The 18,531-nt window shown below is 62.1% G+C and carries 20 protein-coding genes; 5 read left to right on the top strand and 15 right to left on the bottom strand.

Annotation, left to right across the window (positions count from 1 at the left end; translation table 11 throughout):
- Positions 1–46: 46 nt before the first annotated feature.
- Complete coding sequence (gene gloA, locus BHD08_RS15775; RefSeq protein WP_015277852.1) at positions 47–439, top strand: lactoylglutathione lyase; 393 nt, start codon at positions 47–49, stop codon at positions 437–439.
- Positions 440–491: 52 nt separating this feature from the next.
- Here gloA and BHD08_RS15770 read toward each other — a convergent pair whose 3' ends face one another.
- From BHD08_RS15770 to rsxA, 8 genes are all read right to left on the bottom strand, one after another.
- Entirely contained in the window at positions 492–671 is a 180-nt protein-coding gene (locus BHD08_RS15770) for a PA3496 family putative envelope integrity protein (RefSeq protein WP_003282969.1), read from the bottom strand.
- Between the two features lie 108 nt (positions 672–779).
- A complete protein-coding gene (gene nth / locus BHD08_RS15765; RefSeq protein ID WP_125023443.1) occupies positions 780–1,418 on the bottom strand; it encodes an endonuclease III in 639 nt (212 codons plus the stop codon).
- A 10-nt stretch (positions 1,419–1,428) separates the two neighbouring features.
- Positions 1,429–2,142 (bottom strand): electron transport complex subunit E, encoded by a 714-nt coding sequence (locus BHD08_RS15760; RefSeq protein WP_125023441.1) that lies wholly within the window; start codon positions 2,140–2,142, stop codon positions 1,429–1,431.
- On the bottom strand, positions 2,139–2,912 hold the full coding sequence (gene rsxG / locus BHD08_RS15755) for an electron transport complex subunit RsxG (RefSeq protein ID WP_125023737.1): 774 nt from the start codon (positions 2,910–2,912) through the stop codon (positions 2,139–2,141). Before rsxG ends, BHD08_RS15760 begins: the two co-directional genes overlap by 4 nt.
- A 2-nt stretch (positions 2,913–2,914) precedes the next feature.
- On the bottom strand, positions 2,915–3,943 hold the full coding sequence (locus BHD08_RS15750) for an RnfABCDGE type electron transport complex subunit D (protein ID WP_015277848.1): 1,029 nt from the start codon (positions 3,941–3,943) through the stop codon (positions 2,915–2,917).
- Positions 3,944–4,046: 103 nt separating this feature from the next.
- The gene (gene rsxC, locus BHD08_RS15745) at positions 4,047–7,115 is read right to left on the bottom strand and encodes an electron transport complex subunit RsxC (RefSeq protein WP_218567510.1); all 3,069 of its coding nucleotides are present in this window, start codon (positions 7,113–7,115) and stop codon (positions 4,047–4,049) included.
- On the bottom strand, positions 7,112–7,687 hold the full coding sequence (rsxB, locus tag BHD08_RS15740; RefSeq protein WP_003282093.1) for an electron transport complex subunit RsxB: 576 nt from the start codon (positions 7,685–7,687) through the stop codon (positions 7,112–7,114). Before rsxB ends, rsxC begins: the two co-directional genes overlap by 4 nt.
- Positions 7,684–8,268, bottom strand: a complete 585-nt coding sequence (gene rsxA, locus BHD08_RS15735; RefSeq protein ID WP_003282096.1) for an electron transport complex subunit RsxA — start codon at positions 8,266–8,268, stop codon at positions 7,684–7,686. The genes rsxB and rsxA overlap by 4 nt, the downstream gene beginning before the upstream one ends.
- A 232-nt stretch (positions 8,269–8,500) precedes the next feature.
- Between rsxA and BHD08_RS15730 the strand changes: the two genes are divergently transcribed.
- Positions 8,501–8,917, top strand: a complete 417-nt coding sequence (locus tag BHD08_RS15730) for a hypothetical protein (RefSeq protein ID WP_125023439.1) — start codon at positions 8,501–8,503, stop codon at positions 8,915–8,917.
- Positions 8,918–8,920: 3 nt separating this feature from the next.
- Here BHD08_RS15730 and BHD08_RS15725 read toward each other — a convergent pair whose 3' ends face one another.
- The 3 genes from BHD08_RS15725 to BHD08_RS15715 form a co-directional block, all read right to left on the bottom strand.
- On the bottom strand, positions 8,921–10,024 hold the full coding sequence (locus tag BHD08_RS15725; RefSeq protein ID WP_125023437.1) for an enoyl-CoA hydratase/isomerase family protein: 1,104 nt from the start codon (positions 10,022–10,024) through the stop codon (positions 8,921–8,923).
- Positions 10,025–10,072: 48 nt separating this feature from the next.
- Complete coding sequence (locus BHD08_RS15720; RefSeq protein WP_015277844.1) at positions 10,073–10,891, bottom strand: enoyl-CoA hydratase; 819 nt, start codon at positions 10,889–10,891, stop codon at positions 10,073–10,075.
- 157 nt (positions 10,892–11,048) lie between these two features.
- The gene (locus tag BHD08_RS15715; protein ID WP_125023435.1) at positions 11,049–12,293 is read right to left on the bottom strand and encodes an ABC transporter substrate-binding protein; all 1,245 of its coding nucleotides are present in this window, start codon (positions 12,291–12,293) and stop codon (positions 11,049–11,051) included.
- Between the two features lie 250 nt (positions 12,294–12,543).
- Between BHD08_RS15715 and ung the strand changes: the two genes are divergently transcribed.
- Entirely contained in the window at positions 12,544–13,239 is a 696-nt protein-coding gene (gene ung, locus BHD08_RS15710) for a uracil-DNA glycosylase (RefSeq protein ID WP_125023433.1), read from the top strand.
- Positions 13,240–13,273: 34 nt separating this feature from the next.
- Here ung and BHD08_RS15705 read toward each other — a convergent pair whose 3' ends face one another.
- The 3 genes from BHD08_RS15705 to BHD08_RS15695 form a co-directional block, all read right to left on the bottom strand.
- Positions 13,274–13,789: a DUF4142 domain-containing protein gene (locus BHD08_RS15705; protein WP_125023432.1), complete on the bottom strand. Its 516-nt coding sequence runs from the start codon at positions 13,787–13,789 to the stop codon at positions 13,274–13,276.
- Between the two features lie 143 nt (positions 13,790–13,932).
- Entirely contained in the window at positions 13,933–14,769 is an 837-nt protein-coding gene (locus tag BHD08_RS15700; RefSeq protein WP_125023430.1) for an HDOD domain-containing protein, read from the bottom strand.
- Between the two features lie 109 nt (positions 14,770–14,878).
- On the bottom strand, positions 14,879–15,826 hold the full coding sequence (locus BHD08_RS15695; RefSeq protein WP_125023428.1) for a folate-binding protein YgfZ: 948 nt from the start codon (positions 15,824–15,826) through the stop codon (positions 14,879–14,881).
- Positions 15,827–15,974: 148 nt separating this feature from the next.
- On the opposite strand from BHD08_RS15695, the gene BHD08_RS15690 reads away from it, so the two are divergent.
- The gene (locus BHD08_RS15690) at positions 15,975–16,229 is read left to right on the top strand and encodes a succinate dehydrogenase assembly factor 2 (protein WP_015277838.1); all 255 of its coding nucleotides are present in this window, start codon (positions 15,975–15,977) and stop codon (positions 16,227–16,229) included.
- The gene (locus BHD08_RS15685) at positions 16,213–16,668 is read left to right on the top strand and encodes a protein YgfX (protein WP_125023426.1); all 456 of its coding nucleotides are present in this window, start codon (positions 16,213–16,215) and stop codon (positions 16,666–16,668) included. The genes BHD08_RS15690 and BHD08_RS15685 overlap by 17 nt, the downstream gene beginning before the upstream one ends.
- Here the strand turns inward: BHD08_RS15685 and nadB are convergent.
- Positions 16,637–18,253 (bottom strand): L-aspartate oxidase, encoded by a 1,617-nt coding sequence (gene nadB / locus BHD08_RS15680; protein ID WP_125023424.1) that lies wholly within the window; start codon positions 18,251–18,253, stop codon positions 16,637–16,639. The two genes, BHD08_RS15685 and nadB, sit on opposite strands and share 32 nt — an antisense overlap.
- Positions 18,254–18,531 lie beyond the last annotated feature (278 nt).

Here is an 18,531-nt window from a genome sequence, read left to right as displayed (position 1 = left end):
ACTTTCTGCACTGCCACAAGCGCTGCCGAACGAGGAGATCTGAATCATGAGACTGCTGCATACCATGCTGCGCGTCGGCGATATGGATAAGTCCATCGCCTTCTATACCGAAGTGCTGGGCATGACCCTGCTGCGCCGCAAGGACTATCCGGACGGTAAATTCACCCTGGCCTTCGTCGGCTACGGCGACGAAGCGCACAACAGCGTCATCGAGCTGACCCACAATTGGGGCGTCGAGACCTACGAGTTGGGCAACGGCTATGGTCATATCGCCCTGGAGGTCGAGGACGTCTACAAGGCCTGCGAAGACATCCGGGCGCGCGGTGGCAAGATCACCCGTGAACCAGGGCCGATGATGCATGGTTCCAGCATCCTGGCGTTCGTCGAGGATCCGGACGGTTACAAGATTGAACTGCTTTCGCCCAAGCGCGCCGACTGATCGGCGGCATGAATAAGCGGATATGAAAAAAGCCCCTTTCGGGGCTTTTTCTTTATAGATCGAAGTCGAAGTCGTTCAACTGCTTCTGCAGGCGGCGTTCCTCGAGCAGGTTGTCGATGATACGGCGCTTGGTCAGATTGGTCTTGGCGACCTCGACGGGCGCTTCGCTGCTCTCGTCGTCATCTTCGGCGATGAAATCGTCTTCGATCTGAATGTCTTCTTTCTCGGCCACTTGTTCACTCCACGGCTACGGGGCGCTCTTGGCGCACCTTATAGCCGCAATTTCGAAGCCGGTAAAAAAGTTTTTTTCAATCGCGGTACAGGCTTTTCGCTGGCCCGCTCAATCGTCGGAAGTCTTGTGCTTGTATTCACACAGGTCTTCGATCCGACAGCTGCCACATTGCGGCTTGCGCGCCTTGCAGACATAGCGCCCATGCAGGATCAGCCAGTGGTGCGCGTCGAGAAGATATTCCTTGGGCACGAAGCGGATCAGCTTGCGCTCCACCTCAAGCACGTTCTTTCCGGGAGCGATGCCGGTGCGGTTGCTGACCCGGAAAATGTGGGTGTCCACCGCCATGGTGAACTGGCGGAACGCAGTATTGAGCACCACATTCGCGGTCTTGCGGCCCACCCCGGGAAGTGCTTCCAGGTCCTCGCGATTGTCCGGCACCTGGCCGCCATGCTTCTCGATCAGGATGCGGCAGGTCTCGATGACATTCTTCGCCTTGCTCGGATACAGGCCGATGGTGCGGATGTATTCGCACAGCCCGTCGTAGCCAAGTGCATAGATCGCTTCTGGAGTGTTGGTCACCGGATAGAGCTTGGCAGTGGCCTTGTTCACGCCGACATCGGTGGCCTGCGCCGAAAGAATCACCGCGATCAGCAGCTCGAAAGGCGTGTTGTATGCCAGTTCGGTCTTTGGCTCGGGGTTGTCTTCATGCAGGCGTCGGAAAATCTCCCGGCGTTTTTCGCTGTTCATCCGGTCAGGCTCACTCGATCACGCCGGTTACGCGCACGCGGCGACTGGCAGCCGGCGCGGCTGGCTGAGCGGCACGGGCACGCTCTGCGAGCTGTTGGTCGATCCGGTTCTTCAGGGCGATCAGTAGACCGAGGACGATGAAGGCGCCAGGCGGCAGGATGGCCAGCAGGAAGCCTTTGTAGTCGTTGAACAGGGTGATCTGCCAGTCATTGGCGATGGGGCCGAACAGCAGATGCATGTTGGCGAACAGCGCGCCGGTGCCGAACAGTTCGCGCAGGCCGCCGAGCACTACCAACACCAGGCAGAAGCCGATGCCCATGACCAGGCCATCGAAGCCGGCGATCAGCGGGTTGTGTTTGGCCGCGAAGCCGTCGGCGCGGCCGAGGATCACGCAGTTGGTCGTGATCAGCGGGATGAAGATGCCGAGGATCTGATACAGCTCATAGGTGAAGGCCTGCATCAGCAGCTCGATGCAGGTGGTCAGCGCGGCGATGATCATCACAAATGCCGGCAGGCGCACCGCGGTGTTGACCACGCCGCGCACCAGCGAGACGCCGATATTCGAACAGGTCAGTACCAGCATGGTTGCCAGGCCGAGGCCGAGGGCGTTGACCGCCGAGTTGCTGACGCCGAGCAGCGGGCACAGGCCAAGCAGCTGCACCAGTGCCGGGTTGTTCTTCCACAGGCCGTTGACGGTCAGTTCGCGGTAACTGGGTGTGCTCATGGCTGATCCCCTTGCGGCTCGGCGGCCGGCTCGGTGGTGCGCAGTTCATCGCGCGTGGCGGCACTGCCGGCCCGGGAATGCACGGTGGTTTCCTCAGGTTCGCTGCGGCTTTCCAGGGCATCGCCAGTGGCCTCGGTCGTCTCGCCGCCGGTTGTCAGCAGCTCGGCCTTGTGTGCATCGAAGTACTGCAGCGCGCGGTGCACCGCACCGACCACAGCCCGCGGTGTGATGGTGGCGCCAGCGAACTGGTCGAATTCGCCGCGATCCTTCTTCACCGCCCAGCCCTCAGCCTGCGGGTTTTCCAGCGACTTGTCTTCGAAGCCCCGAATCCATTGGCTCTTGGCCAAGTCGATCTTGTCACCCAAGCCTGGCGTTTCCCGGTGGCCAATAACCCGGACACCGGCGACACGGCCGTCGGCGCGAATGCCGACCAGCAGATGGATGGCGCCGCTGTAGCCATCCGGGGCGATGGCCTGGAGGATCACGGCGGTCGGCCGGCCGTCCTTGATGGCGATATAGGCAGGCAGTGGGCTTCGGTTGCCCAGCAAGCGGTCCTGGAGCAGCACGCTGTTATCGAGCAGGTGATTGTCATAGCTGCCAGCCGGCAGAATTTCGCCTAGTGCGCGTACCTGTGCAGCACGTTCGGCGGCCTGGATACGTTCGGCAGTGCCTTGCTGGAGCAGTGTCACCGCGCCCACCGTGACGACTGCGAACAGGCCCAGCACCGCGGCGTTCTTCAACATCGAGCGACTGATTTCCGGAAGCATCATGATCATTCGCCCAGCTTGAAGCCGCGCTCGGCCTTACGGTGACCGTAGGTGCGCGGGCGGGTGTAGTAGTCGATGGTGGGGGCGGCGAGATTCATCAGCAGTACGCCGAAGGCCACACCGTCCGGGTAGCCGCCCCAGGCGCGGATGACATACACCAGAATACCGACGCCGGCGCCGAAGATAAGGCGTCCGCGCGGGCTGGTGGCGCTGCTGACCGGATCGGTGACGATGAAGAATGCGCCGAGCATGGTGGCACCGCTGAGCAGGTGGAACAGCGGCGATCCGTTGCTATCGGAGCCCGAGCCATTCCAGAACACCAGGCTCATCAATAGCAGGGCGCCAAGCATGCCGACCGGCGCGTGCCAGCTGAACAGCCGTTTGTGCAGCAGGAACAGGCCGCCAGCCAGGAACGCCAGGTTCACCACTTCCGAACCGATGCCGCCGAAGTGGCCGAAGGCCGGGTTGCTCCACAGTTCGCCGATGGTCAGGCTCTTGTTCACCTTCAGTACATCGAGCGCCGTGGCCTGGGTCCAGCCATCGGGCAGCGAGGCGATGCCAAGGATGTGCTGCAAGCCGGCACTCAGCCCGACGCTGTGCGGCACCGGCCAGGTGGTCATTTCCACCGGGAAGGAAATCAGCACCACCACGTAACCGATCATCGCCGGGTTGAAGGGGTTTTGGCCGAGCCCGCCATACAGTTGTTTGCCGAAAACCACGGCGCAGCCAGTGGCAATCAACGTCAGCCACCAGGGCGAATAGGGTGGCAAAGCCAGTGCCAACAACACGGCGGTCACCAGCACGCTACCGTCGCGCAAAAAGAAACCTACCGGACGCTGACGCAGCCGGAGAATCGCGGCTTCGAAACCCAGCGCAGCGGCGCAGGCCCAGGCCAGGTTGATCAGCGTGCCTGCGCCGTAGAGCCAGGTCAGGACAACCACGCCGGGCAGCGTGGCTGCAAGCACCAGCAGCATGACCCGCTGGGTACGGCTGGGGCCCTTGGCGTGGGGCGAGGTGATGCGGGGCAGGGCCATTGGCTCTCCGGGTCTAAAGCGTTGTCATTGGAAGGCTAAGCAGCCTTCCGACGAATCAGATGCGTTAATGGCGCCAGCGCTGCGCCTGTTCCATGCGCAGCGCTCATGAGCGTTGGTAGTCCGCGAGTTGGCGCTCCGCTTCGCTCAACCGTGTGCGGGCCGCTTCTACCGCGCCCGGCTCTGCATTCTCGTCACGCTCCAGCTTGCGCAGGTCGGCTCGGGCAAAGGCAAGTTCGGTCTTGAGTTCTCTCTGGCGATCATCGACGCCTGGCTTGCTGGTACGTACCAGTTCCGGCGCAGGCTTTTGCGAGGCGTCTTCTGCGGCATGCAAAGCCTGCTCGGCTGCGGTCAGTGCGTCACGCAGGCGACTGAGCTCTGCCTCGTCTGCACCGGCTTTCTCGGCTTTCTTGAGTTCGGCGCGTTTCATCGCCAGCTCGATCTTGGCTTTCTTCAGCGCCTCGTCATCGGCCGGTTTGGCGGCGGGAGCGGGTGCAGCACTCTGCGCGGCGGCCAGGGCCTGCTCGGCTTCGTGCAGTTGCTGGCGCAGGCGGGCGAGCTCGGCCTGCTGGTCGTCGTCCGGTGACTCGACCTTCTCCAGCTTGCGGATCTGCGCCTTGAGCATGGCCGCTTCGATCTTGGCTTTCTTCAGCGCCTCGTCATCGGCCGGCTTGGCGGCGGGGGCGGGCGCAGCACTCTGCGCGGCGACCAGGGCCTGCTCGGCCTCATGCAGTTGCTGACGCAGGCGAGCGAGCTCAGCCTGCTGATCGTCGTCCGGCGCCTCAACCTTCTCCAGCTTGCGGATCTGCGCCTTGAGCATGGCCGCTTCGATCTTGGCCTTCTTCAGCGCCTCGTCATCGGCCGGCTTGGCGGCGGGGGCGGGTGCAGCACTCTGCGCGGCGGCCAGAGCCTGCTCGGCTTCGTGCAGTTGCTGGCGCAGGTGGGCGAGTTCGGCCTGTTGGTCGTCGTCCGGTGCCTCGAGCTTCTCCAGCTTGCGGATCTGCGCCTTGAGCATGGCCGCTTCTATCTTGGCTTTCTTCAGCGCCTCGTCATCGGCCGGCTTGGCGGCGGGGGCGGGCGCAGCACTCTGCGCGGCGGCCAGCGCCTGCTCGGCTTCCTGCAGTTGCTGGCGCAGGCGGGCGAGCTCGGCCTGCTGGTCGTCGTCCGGCGTCTCGACCTTCTCCAGCTTGCGGATCTGTGCCTTGAGCATGGCCGCTTCGATCTTGGCTTTCTTAAGCGCCTCGTCAGCGGCCGGCTTGGCGGCGGGGGCGGGGGCAGCACTCTGCGCGGCGGTCAGAGCCTGCTCGGCTTCGTGCAGTTGCTGGCGCAGGCGGGCGAGCTCGGCCTGCTGGTCGTCGTCCGGTGACTCGACCTTCTCCAGCTTGCGGATCTGCGCCTTGAGCATGGCTGCTTCGATCTTGGCCTTTTTCAGCGCCTCTTCGTCCATCGGCGTGGTGGCCGGTGCTGACGCGGCACTGGCACTTTCCTGCATGGCGGCATCCAGCGCGTTTTGCGCCGCCTCGGCGGCTTTGCGCAGATCGGCGACCTGCGCCTGCAGTTCGGCTGTGTCGTGGGCGGCGAGCTGCTTTTCGGCCTTTTTCAAGGCAACCTGGGCCATGCTGGCTTCGATCTTCAGTTTCTTCTGCGCGTCGGAAAGGCCTGCTTTCTGGACCTGGACCGGAGCCGCCGTCGTGACGGTGGCTGCTCCAGCTTCGCTTTGCGTAGCTTTGGCGCGGGCTGCACGTTCGGCGCGGGCCTTGCGCTCGGCTTCCTTCTGTTCTTCGGCTCGGCGCAGCCGTTCCTGGCGCAGTTCGAAGCGCTGCTTAGAGTGTTCGGCTTTCTGCTGCTTCTGTTCCAGTTCGCGAATTTCACCTTTGGCGGCGCGGTAGTACTGCACCAGCGGAATGCTGGACGGGCAGACGTAGGCGCAGGCACCGCACTCGATGCAGTCGAACAGATGATGGGCCTTGAGCTGTTCGTGCTCCTGGCCAAGGGCAAAGAAATGCAGTTGCTGCGGCAGCAGGCTGACCGGACAGGCTTCGGCGCATTCACCGCAGCGGATGCACGGCAGCGCTGGCGGTGGCGGCGGCAATTCCTCAAGGGTACTGGCAAGCAGGCAGTTGGTGGTCTTGACCACCGGCACCTCGAGAGATGGCAGGGTGAAGCCCATCATCGGGCCGCCCATGATCAGGCGATTGAGCCTGTTCTGCTCGAGACCAGCGAAGGCCAGTAGCTCATCCACGGCGGTGCCGATCAGCACCTCGACGTTCATCGGCCGCGCCAGCGCTTCGCCGGTAAGGGTAGTGACGCGTGAGATCAGCGGTTTGCCGAGCAGTACGGCGTCATGGATGGCGACACAGGTGCCGACGTTCTGGCAGAGCATGCCGATGTCCGCGGGCAGCCCGCCGCTGGGGACTTCTTCGCCAGTGAGAATCTGGATCAGTTGCTTTTCACCGCCGGACGGATACTTGGTCGGGAATACCTTCAGAACGAACGGCCGCTCGCCGATGGCTGCGCGCACGGCAGCAATCGCTTCGGGCTTGTTGTCCTCGATGCCGATCAGTACCTCTTGCGGTTGGATCAGGTGCGCAAGGATTTCGATACCTGCCACCAGTTGGGCGGCTTTCTCGCGCATCAGCAGGTCATCGGCGGTGATGTAGGGTTCGCACTCGGTGCCGTTGATGATCAGCGTGCGGATCGTCTGGGTCGGTGGTGGACTGAGCTTCACCGCGGTGGGGAAACCTGCGCCGCCGAGGCCGCTGATGCCGGCCTGGCGAATCAGCTCGAGCAGGGCAGGGCGCTCGAGCTCACGGTAATCCGGCTGCGGCTGCAGCTCGATCCATTTGTCTTCGCCATCGCTGTCGATGACGATCGCGTTGGCGAGCATGCCTGATACATGCGGGTAGGGCTGTGGGCCGATAAGGCTGACCACGCCGGACGTTGGGGCGTGCAGCGGGGCGCTGACGAAACCGCTGGCGACAGCGATCTGTTGACCCTTGAGCACTCGCTCGCCGAGCGTTACACAAGGCTCCGCCGGGGCACCGAGGTGCTGCGCCAGTGGCAGGATCAGGCGTTGAGGCAACGGTGCCGGCTGAATCGGCGTGCGGTTGGACAGGTCCTTGTGCTCCGGCGGATGGATGCCACCGTGGATGTCCCAGATTTTCAATGAGGTCATGCGGCCTGCTCCCGGTCAGTCGCGATCAGCTGGCCGGGCGCCAACGGCCGGTTCCACTTCCAGCTCTGCAGGTTGCTGCCGACTTCGATCATGTCGATACAGTCCACCGGGCAGGGCTCGACACACAGATCGCAGCCGGTGCATTCGGAAATGATCACGGTATGCATCTGTCGCGCGGCGCCGACAATGGCGTCCACCGGGCAAGCCTGGATGCACTTGGTGCAGCCGATGCATTCGGCTTCGCGGATGTAGGCGACCATCTGCGGCTTCTCGCCACCTTCGGCGTCCAGCGGCTCCGCCTCGACGTCGAGCAGGTCAGCCAGCGCCTGGATGGTCGCTTCGCCGCCTGGAGGGCATTTGTTGATCTTGTCGCCGCCGGCGATGGCTTCGGCGTAGGGTTTGCAGCCCGGATAGCCGCACTGGCCGCATTGGGTCTGGGGCAACAAGGCGTTGATCTGCTCGGCGATCGGATCGCCTTCAACACGAAAGCGTACCGCGGCGAAGCCGAGAATGGCGCCGCCGAGCAGGCACAGGGCGAGCAGCGCGAGGACTGCAATGAGAACTGCGCTCATAGCTTGATCAGTCCGGTGAAGCCCATGAATGCCAGCGACATCAGGCCGGCCGTGACCATACCGATCGCCGCCCCTTGGAATGACTTGGGCACATCGGCGATGGCGATGCGCTCACGCATGGCGGCGAACAGCACCAGCACCAGCGAGAAGCCCAGGCCCGCAGCGAAGCCGTTGACGGTGGCGGTGAGGAAGGTGAATTCGGCCTTGTTGGCATTCAGCAGCGCCACACCGAGCACGATGCAGTTGGTGGTGATCAGCGGCAGAAAGATGCCGAGTACGCGGTAGAGCAGCGGGCTGGTCTTGTTCACCACCATCTCGGTGAACTGAACGGTCACGGCGATCACCAGAATGAAACTGATGGTACGCAGGAACTCCAGGTCCAGTGGCTTGAGCACGTACTGCTGAACCAGATAGCTGCACATGGCCGCAAGCGTCAGCACAAAGGTGGTCGCCAGCGACAGGCCGATGGCCGTTTCGATCTTCTTCGAAACGCCCATGAACGGGCACAGACCGAGGAACTGCACCAGCACGAAATTGTTGACCAGGATGGCGCTAACCATGATCAGGGCGAGTTCGGTCATCTAGGATTTGTCCCGTTCCGTCGCGCTCTGCGAGAGCCGTGGGGCTAAAGGGCCGCTATTATCGGGAAGCCGCCGCGGCCATACAAGCTGCGGCAGTCCGTCGCGTCGATTGAGCGACGTCCGGACGAGGCTGAAGGAAGGCTGCGCGCGCCGATTGTCTGCTGTTTCAGCAGGCATTGCGAGGTTGTGGTCTGATGATTCGAAGCCTGTGAAACCATCGGAGGTGGTATCCATGAGCATTCGTTCGTTATTCGTCCTGCTCTGCCTCGGTCTGGCCACAAGCCTGCCGGCACAGGCGGACCGCCGGGATGGCGTATGGGTTTTCCAGGCCGAAAGCCCTCGTTACTACAATCAGAGCTCGCGTCACTACGGCCAGGGCTACAACCGGGGCTATCGTCAGGACAGCCGTCCCCAGCAGTACGATCCGCGCAGCCCTTATTCTCACTATCCGCAGTATCCACGGAACCTGCCGCCGCGCTATCAGAGCCAGCTACCGCCGCAGTATTACGATCGCCATCGGGGCTTCGAGCGTCGGGACTGGCGGCAGGATCATCGCCACCAGCGTCCGCCGGTCATCAGGGATGGGCGCGACTATCGACTGCGGCCGCACTATGAGCGAGGCGGGCGGCACCAGCATTATCGGCGCTGAGTGCTATAGATCGACCAAAGGGTGCGCCCCCGCCCATGGCGCTTGGAAATGGGCGTCGATAACCGCTTGCGGGATGTTGAGCACAGCCGGCCAGTGCCAGTTCGGCTGGTTGTCCTTGTCGACCAGCCGGGCCCGCACGCCTTCGGCGAATTCGGGATGACGACAGCAGTTGAGGCTGAGTGCGTATTCCATCTGTAGCGCCTGCGTCAGCGATTGCTTGCGTCCGCGCGCCTGCTGGTGCCATATCAGGTGGGCGCTGAGCGGACAGGCCTTGCCTAGGGCGTGAGCAGCCTCGGCAAAAACGTCGTCCGGGTCGCTGTGCAGCGAGGCCAGTGCCTGCCAGGCGTGTGCCAACTCGGCTACATCCAGCAGCTCATCTATCCGGTCACGCCGCTTGAGCAAACGCCCTTCAGGCAGCTTGTCAGACGCCTGTTTGCCCAAGGCGCGCAGCAAGCTGTGGAGCTGGCCGGCGGCGTGCTCCTGCCAATTGATCTGCACCAGTCCTTCGATCAGGTCAGGTTGCTGTTCCTTCACCAGGCAGCGGTCGGCAAGTCCGACATCCAGCGCGTCGCGGGCATTGATCCGAAAGCCGGTGAGGCCGGCAAACAGGCCCAGTTTGCCGGGCAGGCGTGGCAGGAACCAACTCGCGCCGACATCGGTATGCAGGCCGATGGCAACTTCCGGCATCGCCAAACGGCTGTCCGGTGTGACGATACGGATCGCTGCGCCCTGCAGCAGTCCCATGCCGCCGCCCATGACATAGCCGTGGCCCCAGCACAGCAGTGGCTTGGGGTAGTGGTGCATCAGGTTGACGAGGCGGTACTCGTCGGCGAAGAAGCGTTCGGCCAGTGCTGGCACGACTCCGGGCGCCGCTCGGCACGCCTCGGCCAGGCGGCGAGCGTCACCACCTGCGCAGAATGCCTTTATGCCGTTTCCACGCAACAGCACGCAGACAACATCCGGGTCGGCGGCCCAGCGAGCGAATCGATCGAGCAACGCTTCAATCATCGGCAGGCTCAAGGCGTTGAGTTGCTGCGCCGCGTCCAGCGTGGCTATGGCAATCCGTGCGCCATGTAGTGCAGGGCGTTCTTCGAAAATGACGTTCATGGGCATCCTCATCGCCGGGAGCTTGCAGTCTAATGCCCGCTCAGGCAGTCATCGGTTGCGCCAGCGTGGGTCCCGTTTTTCCAGGAAGGCGTTGACGCCCTCAAGGGTGTCCTCAGCCTCGAACAGCTCGACGAAGGCCTCGCGCTCAGCTGCCCCGAAGGTATGCGGCAAGCGCTGTCGCGCGCCATCAATCAAGGGTTTGATGGCCCTGACCGCCACGGGACTTTGCCTCGCGATGCGGGCGGCAAGCAGTAGCGCGTGGCCACGGGCCTGCCCGGGTTCGACCACCTGTTCTATGAGACCGATGCGCAGTGCCGTTTCGGCGGTTATGCGCTCGCCACAGAGAATCATGCGCTTGGCCCAGCCTTCGCCAACCAGCCAAGCCAGTGCCTGGGTGCCTCCTGCGCAGGGCAACAGCCCGACGGAGGCCTCAGGCAGGCCCATCTGCGCCTGCTGCTCGGCGATACGCAGATCGCACGCCAGCGCACATTCCAGTCCACCGCCCAAGGCAAAGCCGTTGATGGCGGCAATGGATACGCCGCGAAAATCCCGTAGCGCCTCGAACGCTTCGCCGAAGCGCCGGGCCATCTCGCGGGCACGATTGCGATCGCCATCGGCAAACAGCTTCAGATCCGCGCCTGCGCTGAAGAATTTCTCGCCCTGGCCGCTGATGACCAGGGCATAGATATCGTCATCGTGGTTGAGATGCTCGACGACCTGCTTGAGGCCGATCAGCGACTCCCGATCCCAGGTGTTGGCGGGTGGATGATTGATGGTGATGAGGGCGGTGTGACCGTGTTTTTCCACGGTCAGTTTGTGTGTCAGGTCGAAGACACCGGACTGGTAGGGCTCTACAGCAGTGCTCATGGGCGAAATCCTCGTAGCGTGTCAGGCTCGGCCGATGTGCGACACGATAGCGCCGCTTCTCTTCAGAGTCCCTCTGCGCTGCGAAGGTTTGCAGCGTTCCGATCCATCGGCAGTGCCGGGCGGTGCGCCTGATCTCCGCTCAGGCGCACCGCATCGGTCACTGTAGTCTAGTCGGCTGGCCGCCGGCGCGACGCTCTTCCTGCCACTCGGCCAAGGTAGGTGCGGCCTGTTCGCCGGACAGGCGGTGGACGATTTCGAAATAGTCCTGCTTGAAGCGGTCCTTGAGCACTTCCTCGCGCGGTTTCACGCGAACTGCATAGACGGTCTGCACGTTCTGGTGGTCGAACCCGCGCCACTGCTGCTGCCCCTTGAGCAGGCTATAGCTGTGGTTCTCCAGTGCGCTGATGACCTGTTCGCTGCCGATGCTCTTGGCGCGGGTGGCGGCATCCGCCCATTGGTAGACGATGCTGTAGGCCGATGCGGCGGAGCTGGAGGGGTGGGTCTGATATCTGTCGCCGAAGTTGCGCACGAACGCTTTACCGCGCTCGGAGCCTTCCAGCTCGGGCACGCGCCAGGTCCAGGGTTCTGTGCCAAGCACGCCGCGCATGATATCGGGACCTGCCAGCTCGACCATCGACAGCGTCAGGTTGGGAATTGCGATCTGCATCTTCTTGTTCAGGCCGAGTTCATCGGCGATGCGCATGGCGCGCACCATGTCTTCACCGAACAGGACCAGCACCAGTACCTCGGAACCACTGTTCGAGGCTTTCTCCAATGCCGCACGGTAGTCGGATAGACGTGCGCCGGGGAAGGCAGTCTTGACGCCTTGATGCCTGTTTTGGTCTACCGTGCCCGTGGCCTGGCGCAGCGAGCTTTCGCTGGTATGGCCCCAGGTGTAATCGGATGTGATGTAGAAATAGGTTTTGCCGGGCATGTTCTCGTTGAGGTATTGCCCCAACACCCGGGCGCTCATCCAGGCGTTGTTGCATTCACGGAACATGTAGCGATGGCCGTCCTTGCCGGTGGTGTCGTTGGAATACGTCAGCGTGCCGAAGTAGAGCAGGCCGCGTTCCTTGGCCCGCTTGCTTGCGGCGATCGCTACGGCGCTGGAGACCCCGCCGAAGAGCATGGCTACGCCCTCGTCAGCCATCTTGTCGACGTTGGCGATGGCCTTGTCGGGACGTGAGGCGGTGTTGCGGCTGATCAGCTGCAGCGGTCGGCCCAGAACGCCACCAGCCTGGTTGATCTCGTCGATGGCCATCAGGGCGCCACGCATCTGCGCCAGACCTTCTTCCTTGTAGCTGCCAGTACGGGGGTAGTTGAGGCCGAGCGTGATGGGGTCGGCAGCCTGAGCCGTAAGACAGAACCCCAGCCCTAGCGCCAAAAGGGTAATCCGGTTCATTGCATGTTCCTTGTTATCGCTTTTGTTATTGGTTTATTGGCAGTGGGCTTTTTTAACCTGCGGCCGGGGCTTGCGTCACTCTTTATGTGAGCGCTGGAAGCCATGTCCGCATCAGTACGTGAGCCAGGTGCGATTATGACTAAAGGAGGGGGGTTGATATTGCGGTAGCGCAACGGTGGCGCAGTTTTACCGTTGACATCGAGGGGCGGGTTTTTTAGGGTTCGGCGGCTTGGCCAACCGGAAATAACTCATGACCCAGGACGACCGCATCAGGCTCGAAGCAGGATGGAAGGACGCGTTGCGCGATGAGTTCGACAAGCCGTACATGCGCGAACTCGGCGCGTTTCTCCGGAACGAGAAGGCAGCCGGCAAGACGATCTATCCGCCGGGGCCGATGATCTTCAATGCGCTCAACTCGACCCCGCTGGAGCAGGTCAAGATTGTCATTCTCGGGCAGGATCCGTACCACGGTCCCGGTCAGGCTCACGGCCTGTGCTTCTCGGTACAGCCAGGCGTAACGCCACCGCCGTCACTACAGAACATCTTCAAGGAACTGAAGCGCGATCTGAATCTGGACATCCCACGCCACGGCTATCTGCAGTTCTGGGCGGAGCAGGGGGTGCTGATGCTCAACACGTCTCTTACCGTCGAGCAGGGGATTGCCGGCTCGCACGCCAAGGCGGGCTGGCAGCGCTTCACTGACCGGATCATCGAAGTGGTAGGCGAGCGACGCCCGCACCTGGTGTTCATGCTATGGGGTGCGCATGCGCAGTCCAAGGCAAAGCTGATCGATGCGACACGGCATCTGATGCTGAAGTCGGTACATCCCTCGCCATTGTCGGCGTACCGGGGATTCATCGGTAACGGGCACTTCAGTCGAGCCAATCAGTTTCTGATCCAGCAAGGGATTCAGCCGATCGACTGGCGACTGCCGGCGCAGGTGTGACCCGATGCCTGCCGGGTGGCATCGGGTCTTCGGTTCAGTTCTTGTCGCCGTGTTTGGCTTGCAGATCTTTCGCGTGCTTCAGATGCTCTTCCAGTTTCGGTAGTGACTGCTGGGCAAACTGTTTCAGGTCCGCGTTTTCGCCATCGTTCACATAGTCCTGATACAGCTCAATGGTCTGCTCGTGGGCTACGACCTGGTTGTTGGCATAGGCCTGATCGAAGTTCTCGCCATCGCGCAGCTTCAGGATCATGGCCTTGGCCTTGTCCATCAGGGTTGCCTCGTCGGACATTTCCAGGTTCTTTTGCTGGGCTAGTTGAGCTAGCTGCTGATTGGCCTTGGTATGGTCGTCGATCATTTTCTGGGCAAATTGTTTCACGTCCTTGGACGTGCCCTTGTCCAGCGCCATCCGGGCGGTTTCGATTTCCGCGATGCCCTTGGCCGAAGCCTCGTCGACGAAATTATCGCCCTCGGCGGCCACGGCCATGTTGGCGGCCAGGCCGACTAGCAAAGCGAAGGCACCCGAGAAGATTGTCTTAGTTGTTTTGGTCATTGCGTTCTCCCTACTCACCTGGCTCGTGTCGGCCTGTAGGCTCGACACAAGGCGCGATGCGGCGAAATTGCCGTCCCTTTTTGTGACTAGGCGCCATAGGGACGGTTCCTCGCTTTCGGGCGAAAGGTGTGGCAGGTGCGTGCTTACTGGAGCATGGTCATCGCCGCGTCCATCGCAGCGGACAGATCCTCGTCTTCCTGCATCAGTTCACTTGGGTCGAGCCCAAGCTTGGCGAATGCCGGAACTTCGCTCCAGTCCAGCTGCGCGTAGGGATGCTGGGTGCCCATGTAGCTCTGTAGCGTTGCGACCTGCACGATGTCGACGTAATCGACCTTGGCCGAGTCGCGCTGGAAGTTGGTGTATTGGCCAGCGACCGACGCAATGGCATCAGGGAAGTCCCAGGCGCGCAGGATCTTCTCCCCCACCAGGGGGTGGATTTTGTCGATGACATGGTTGAGGCTGAACGAGTCTGCAAGCAACGCGCTGTGCTCTTCGGCGTAGGTCAGGATCGGCAGTATCCCGATCTGGTGCACCAGCCCGGCAAGCGTCGCCTGGTCTGGCATCAGTCGCGTGTAGTGTCGGCAGAGCACGTGGCTGATCGCGGCGACCTCGGTGCTCTTGTTCCATACCTCGCGCATCTTGCGGTCGACGACGTCCGTGGTGGCCTGAAACATCTGCTCCATTGCCAGGCCGGTGGCCAGGTTGCAGGTGTAGTTGATGCCCAGACGGCTGATCGCCATCTGCAGGTCATCGATCTCCCGGCTGCTGCGCAGCAGCGGGCTGTTGACCACCTTGATGATGCGGGCAGTAACCGCCGCATCGTTACCGATCACTTTGCTCAGCGCCGGAATGCTGATGTCCGGATCTTCAGCTGCCTCGCGCACCCGCAGTGCGACCTCAGGCAGGGTGGGCAGAACCAGCTCATCATTCTCGATCGCCAGGGTCAGTTCACGCTGGACTTTCTCGGCAAGGGTGCTCATGTCATTCCTTTATGTGTCGGTCAGTGTCGCTTGGGCGCTTCTGGTCAGCCGGTTCTAGCATCAGCCTATGGTGCGCCTCTAAGGATTTGCTTTCAGGATACGGTTCGCACTAGCGCTGGATTTCCTGGTCCGGATTCAGGCTGTAGGGGATCTCGAGCAGACTCAAGGGCAGGCCGTCCGGCGAGCCGAGGTAAAGGCGGCCATCGGCTGCGGCATCTTCCTGTACCACTGCGAGCAGTTCGATTCCCTCGGCACAGGTCGCCGCCAGGACCACCTCGCCAACGCTGGAGCTGTGCACTGGAGAGAAAAGCTCCACGCCCGACGCCGGCAGATTTTCCTGGGCACTTTCGATGACCAGGCGATGCAGGCGGCGTTTGAGTTTGCCCAGATACTGCATGCGCGCCACGATTTCCTGTCCGGTGTAGCACCCTTTCTTGAAGCTCACTCCGCCGAGTGCCTGGAGATTGATCATCTGCGGAATGAACAGCTCGCGCGTGCTTCCGAACACCTGGCCAATGCCGGCACGGACTTGATCGAGCAGCCAGCGGTTCACCGGCGCTTCCTGCAATTGCGCGGCCAGGCGCATGCGAGTCTGGCTCGCATCGCCGCTTGATGCCCAGAGTTCTGCGCGACCGTCCGCCAGGCGGATGGCGATCATGCCGTTGTTGCGCACGACGCTATCAGCAGTCTGTGGAAGATCCAGGCCCAGGCTGACCAGCGAGCCGTCGCCGCCGGCAAGGCCGAATCGGCACCATTCGCCGCTCTCGTCGCTCAGGCGAGACTTGGAGAACACCGCGTACTTGTTCAGGTCGGCCTGTTGCGGCTGCAGCAGCTCGCCGGCCATGGCGAGCAGGTAGCCATCGCTATCCAGCACGATGCGAAAGCTCGACTGCATGCGCCCCTTGGGTGTGCAGCGTGCGCCGAGGCTGGAGGTTTCGGCATTCAGGTAGTTGAGGTTGCAGGTCAGCTGACCTTGAAGAAATTTGCTGGCATCCGGGCCGCGCACGGCAAGGACGCCTTCATGCGACAGAACGCAGAAATAAGCAGTGTCGGTCATGATCGGTCGTCGTCAGAATCCGGGGTGGGCATCATAGCAGGCCGGTGAAAACGGTTGCGTGGTGACCGGTTTGCCGTGCAATGAAAAAAGCGCCTGATGAGCTTGGCGCAGTCGCTATAATGCGCGCCTTCTCAAAAGGAGCCGATGTATGGCTGAGCAATCCGAACTCAATCGCCTGTTCTGGCAGAGCCGTCGTGGCATGCTGGAACTGGATGTTTTGCTGGTGCCTTTCGTCAAAGAGGTCTATCCGGGCCTTGATGAGGAAGATCAGCGCCGCTACCGCAAGCTGCTGAGCTGTGAGGATCAGGACATGTTCGGCTGGTTCATGCAGCGCGGCGAGCCGGAGGACGAGGATCTGCGGCGCATGGTCCGCATGATTCTGGATCGTGTCCAGCCCGAGTAATCCGCCCTTCGAATGCCGATGGCGGTCGTCCGGTCTGCTGTTGACGTTCTACATTGCCGCTCAGGTGCTTGCCCTGGCGGCGATCTTCACGTCGGCTGCGCCGTCCTGGCTGCAGCTGATTTGCCTGATTTCATGCCTTGCACACGCGTGTTGCGTGATGCCGCGCAGCATCCTGCTGTCCAGTCGCAGCTCCTGGCGCGGTCTGCGTCACGATGAGGACGGTTGGCATCTGTGGAGCCAGCAGCAAGGCTGGCAGCCAATCCAGTTGTTACCTGACAGCCTCGCGTTACCGCTGGTGGTGGTTCTGCGCTTTCGTTTGCCGGGCCGGCGCCGCGCTGACAGTATCTGCGTCCCGCGTGACGCTTTGCCGCACGAGCAGCATCGCCGCCTGCGGGTTCGGCTCAAGTTCAGTCGGCGAAGGTGGGCGGCGCCAGGATAGTGTCGAGCGCCTGGGGTAGCAGCTGCGGATAGTCGAGTGTGTAGTGCAGGCCACGGCTTTCCTTGCGCTCCATGGCCGAGCGGATCATCAGGTCGGCCACAAGGGCGAGATTTCGCAGCTCGAGCAGATCCCGGCTGACCTTGTAGTTGCTGTAGAACTCGTCAATCTCACTGAGCAGCAGGCGCACCCGGTGCTGGGCGCGCATCAGGCGCTTGTTGGTGCGGACAATGCCGACGTAGTCCCACATGAAGCGCCGCAGCTCGTCCCAGTTGTGCGCGATGATGACGTCTTCATCGGAGTCGGTGACTTGGCTGGCATCCCAGGTGGGTAATGTCGTGCTGTCGGTAATATCGGGCAGCTCGCGGAGGATGTCCTGGGCGGCGGCACGGCCGTAGACGAAGCACTCCAGCAGAGAGTTGCTGGCCATGCGGTTGGCGCCATGCAGCCCCGTGAAGCTGGTTTCGCCAATGGCGTACAGGCCCGGAATGTCGGTTCGTCCGGCCTGATCCACGACCACGCCGCCACAGGTGTAATGGGCCGCCGGGACCACCGGGATCGGCTGGCTGGTGATGTCGATGCCATATTCCAGACAGCGTTCGTAGACGGTGGGAAAGTGGCTCTTGATGAAGTCCGCTGGCTTGTGGCTGATATCCAGATAGACGCAATCAATGCCCAGTCGCTTCATTTCATGGTCGATGGCGCGGGCGACGATGTCGCGCGGCGCCAGCTCCTCGCGAGCATCGAAGCGCGGCATGAAGCGTTCGCCGTTCGGCAGTTTGAGTAACGCGCCTTCTCCGCGCAGGGCCTCGGTGACCAGGAAGCTCTTCGCCTGCGGATGGTAAAGGCAGGTCGGATGAAACTGGTTGAACTCCAGGTTGCCCACTCGGCAGCCTGCGCGCCAAGCCATGGCAATGCCGTCGCCGCAGGCGCTGTCAGGGTTGCTGGTGTAGAGGTAGACCTTTGCGGCGCCGCCAGTGGCCAGTACCACGAAGCGTGACTGGAAGGTTTCCACTTCACCGGTGTTGCGGTTGAGCACATATGCGCCCAGGCAGCGCCTGCCGGGCAGACCAAGCTTGTGCTCGGTGATCAGGTCGACCGCGACACGCTGCTGCAACAGTTCGATGTTGTCCTTCTGTCTGGCTTGGCCGAGCAGCGTGTTGAATATGGCCGCACCAGTGGCATCGGCGGCGTGAATGATGCGCCGATGGCTATGGCCGCCTTCGCGGGTCAGATGGAACTCGAAACTGCCATCCTCGCGATCAGGCGCATCGTCCCGGGTAAATGGCACGCCTTGCTCGATCAGCCACTGGATCGCTTCGTTGCTGTGCTCGACGGTGAAGCGAACGGCATCTTCATGGCACAGCCCTCCGCCTGCGATCAGCGTATCCGCGACGTGGGATTCCACGGTGTCGGTTGTGTCGAGGACCGCAGCCACACCACCCTGGGCCCAATAGGTCGAGCCGTTGGAGAGATCGCCTTTGCTCAGCACAGCGATGCGAAGATCGGCTGGCAGGTTGAGCGCGAGAGTCAAGCCGGCGGCACCGCTTCCGATAACCAATACGTCGTATCGTAGAACCTGGTTCATGTCCAATTCCGCGGAAAAACGAGCCCTAGTATATAGACGGGATGTAGCGCCAAAATAGCGGACTGTGTAGTTGTCTTCTAACGGGACGGAACTTTTCGTTATCAGGCCGCTCAATAGGCAGTTATGAACGCAAACCAGCTGGCCATCGTGTATGGGCGGTGCGAGTTTGCTATGGACACCAGGACGGCGTCGTCAGCAGGGCTGGCGCAACGCTGTGGTGCAATCGCCGTCAGGTATTGCAGGATAGCTTGCTAGGAGGGGGAGAACTTTTGCGTAAA

The sequence above is a fragment of the Pseudomonas sp. SCT genome (genome assembly GCF_003864275.1).
Lineage (GTDB): Bacteria > Pseudomonadota > Gammaproteobacteria > Pseudomonadales > Pseudomonadaceae > Stutzerimonas > Stutzerimonas stutzeri_AE.
This window is presented reverse-complemented; position numbering and strand designations above follow the sequence as displayed.

What these genes read in the sequence shown, in the direction of transcription:
- BHD08_RS15690 (WP_015277838.1), top strand. Translation starts at nt 15,975, where the DNA reads ATGGCTGAGCAATCCGAACTCAATCGCCTGTTCTGGCAGAGCCGTCGT.
- rsxG (WP_125023737.1), bottom strand. Translation starts at nt 2,912, where the DNA reads ATGATGCTTCCGGAAATCAGTCGCTCGATGTTGAAGAACGCCGCGGTG.
- nth (WP_125023443.1), bottom strand. Translation starts at nt 1,418, where the DNA reads ATGAACAGCGAAAAACGCCGGGAGATTTTCCGACGCCTGCATGAAGAC.
- gloA (WP_015277852.1), top strand. Translation starts at nt 47, where the DNA reads ATGAGACTGCTGCATACCATGCTGCGCGTCGGCGATATGGATAAGTCC.
- BHD08_RS15750 (WP_015277848.1), bottom strand. Translation starts at nt 3,943, where the DNA reads ATGGCCCTGCCCCGCATCACCTCGCCCCACGCCAAGGGCCCCAGCCGT.
- rsxC (WP_218567510.1), bottom strand. Translation starts at nt 7,115, where the DNA reads ATGACCTCATTGAAAATCTGGGACATCCACGGTGGCATCCATCCGCCG.
- BHD08_RS15715 (WP_125023435.1), bottom strand. Translation starts at nt 12,293, where the DNA reads ATGAACCGGATTACCCTTTTGGCGCTAGGGCTGGGGTTCTGTCTTACG.
- rsxA (WP_003282096.1), bottom strand. Translation starts at nt 8,268, where the DNA reads ATGACCGAACTCGCCCTGATCATGGTTAGCGCCATCCTGGTCAACAAT.
- BHD08_RS15730 (WP_125023439.1), top strand. Translation starts at nt 8,501, where the DNA reads ATGAGCATTCGTTCGTTATTCGTCCTGCTCTGCCTCGGTCTGGCCACA.
- BHD08_RS15720 (WP_015277844.1), bottom strand. Translation starts at nt 10,891, where the DNA reads ATGAGCACTGCTGTAGAGCCCTACCAGTCCGGTGTCTTCGACCTGACA.
- rsxB (WP_003282093.1), bottom strand. Translation starts at nt 7,687, where the DNA reads ATGAGCGCAGTTCTCATTGCAGTCCTCGCGCTGCTCGCCCTGTGCCTG.
- BHD08_RS15725 (WP_125023437.1), bottom strand. Translation starts at nt 10,024, where the DNA reads ATGAACGTCATTTTCGAAGAACGCCCTGCACTACATGGCGCACGGATT.
- ung (WP_125023433.1), top strand. Translation starts at nt 12,544, where the DNA reads ATGACCCAGGACGACCGCATCAGGCTCGAAGCAGGATGGAAGGACGCG.
- BHD08_RS15705 (WP_125023432.1), bottom strand. Translation starts at nt 13,789, where the DNA reads ATGACCAAAACAACTAAGACAATCTTCTCGGGTGCCTTCGCTTTGCTA.
- BHD08_RS15695 (WP_125023428.1), bottom strand. Translation starts at nt 15,826, where the DNA reads ATGACCGACACTGCTTATTTCTGCGTTCTGTCGCATGAAGGCGTCCTT.
- BHD08_RS15700 (WP_125023430.1), bottom strand. Translation starts at nt 14,769, where the DNA reads ATGAGCACCCTTGCCGAGAAAGTCCAGCGTGAACTGACCCTGGCGATC.
- nadB (WP_125023424.1), bottom strand. Translation starts at nt 18,253, where the DNA reads ATGAACCAGGTTCTACGATACGACGTATTGGTTATCGGAAGCGGTGCC.
- BHD08_RS15760 (WP_125023441.1), bottom strand. Translation starts at nt 2,142, where the DNA reads ATGAGCACACCCAGTTACCGCGAACTGACCGTCAACGGCCTGTGGAAG.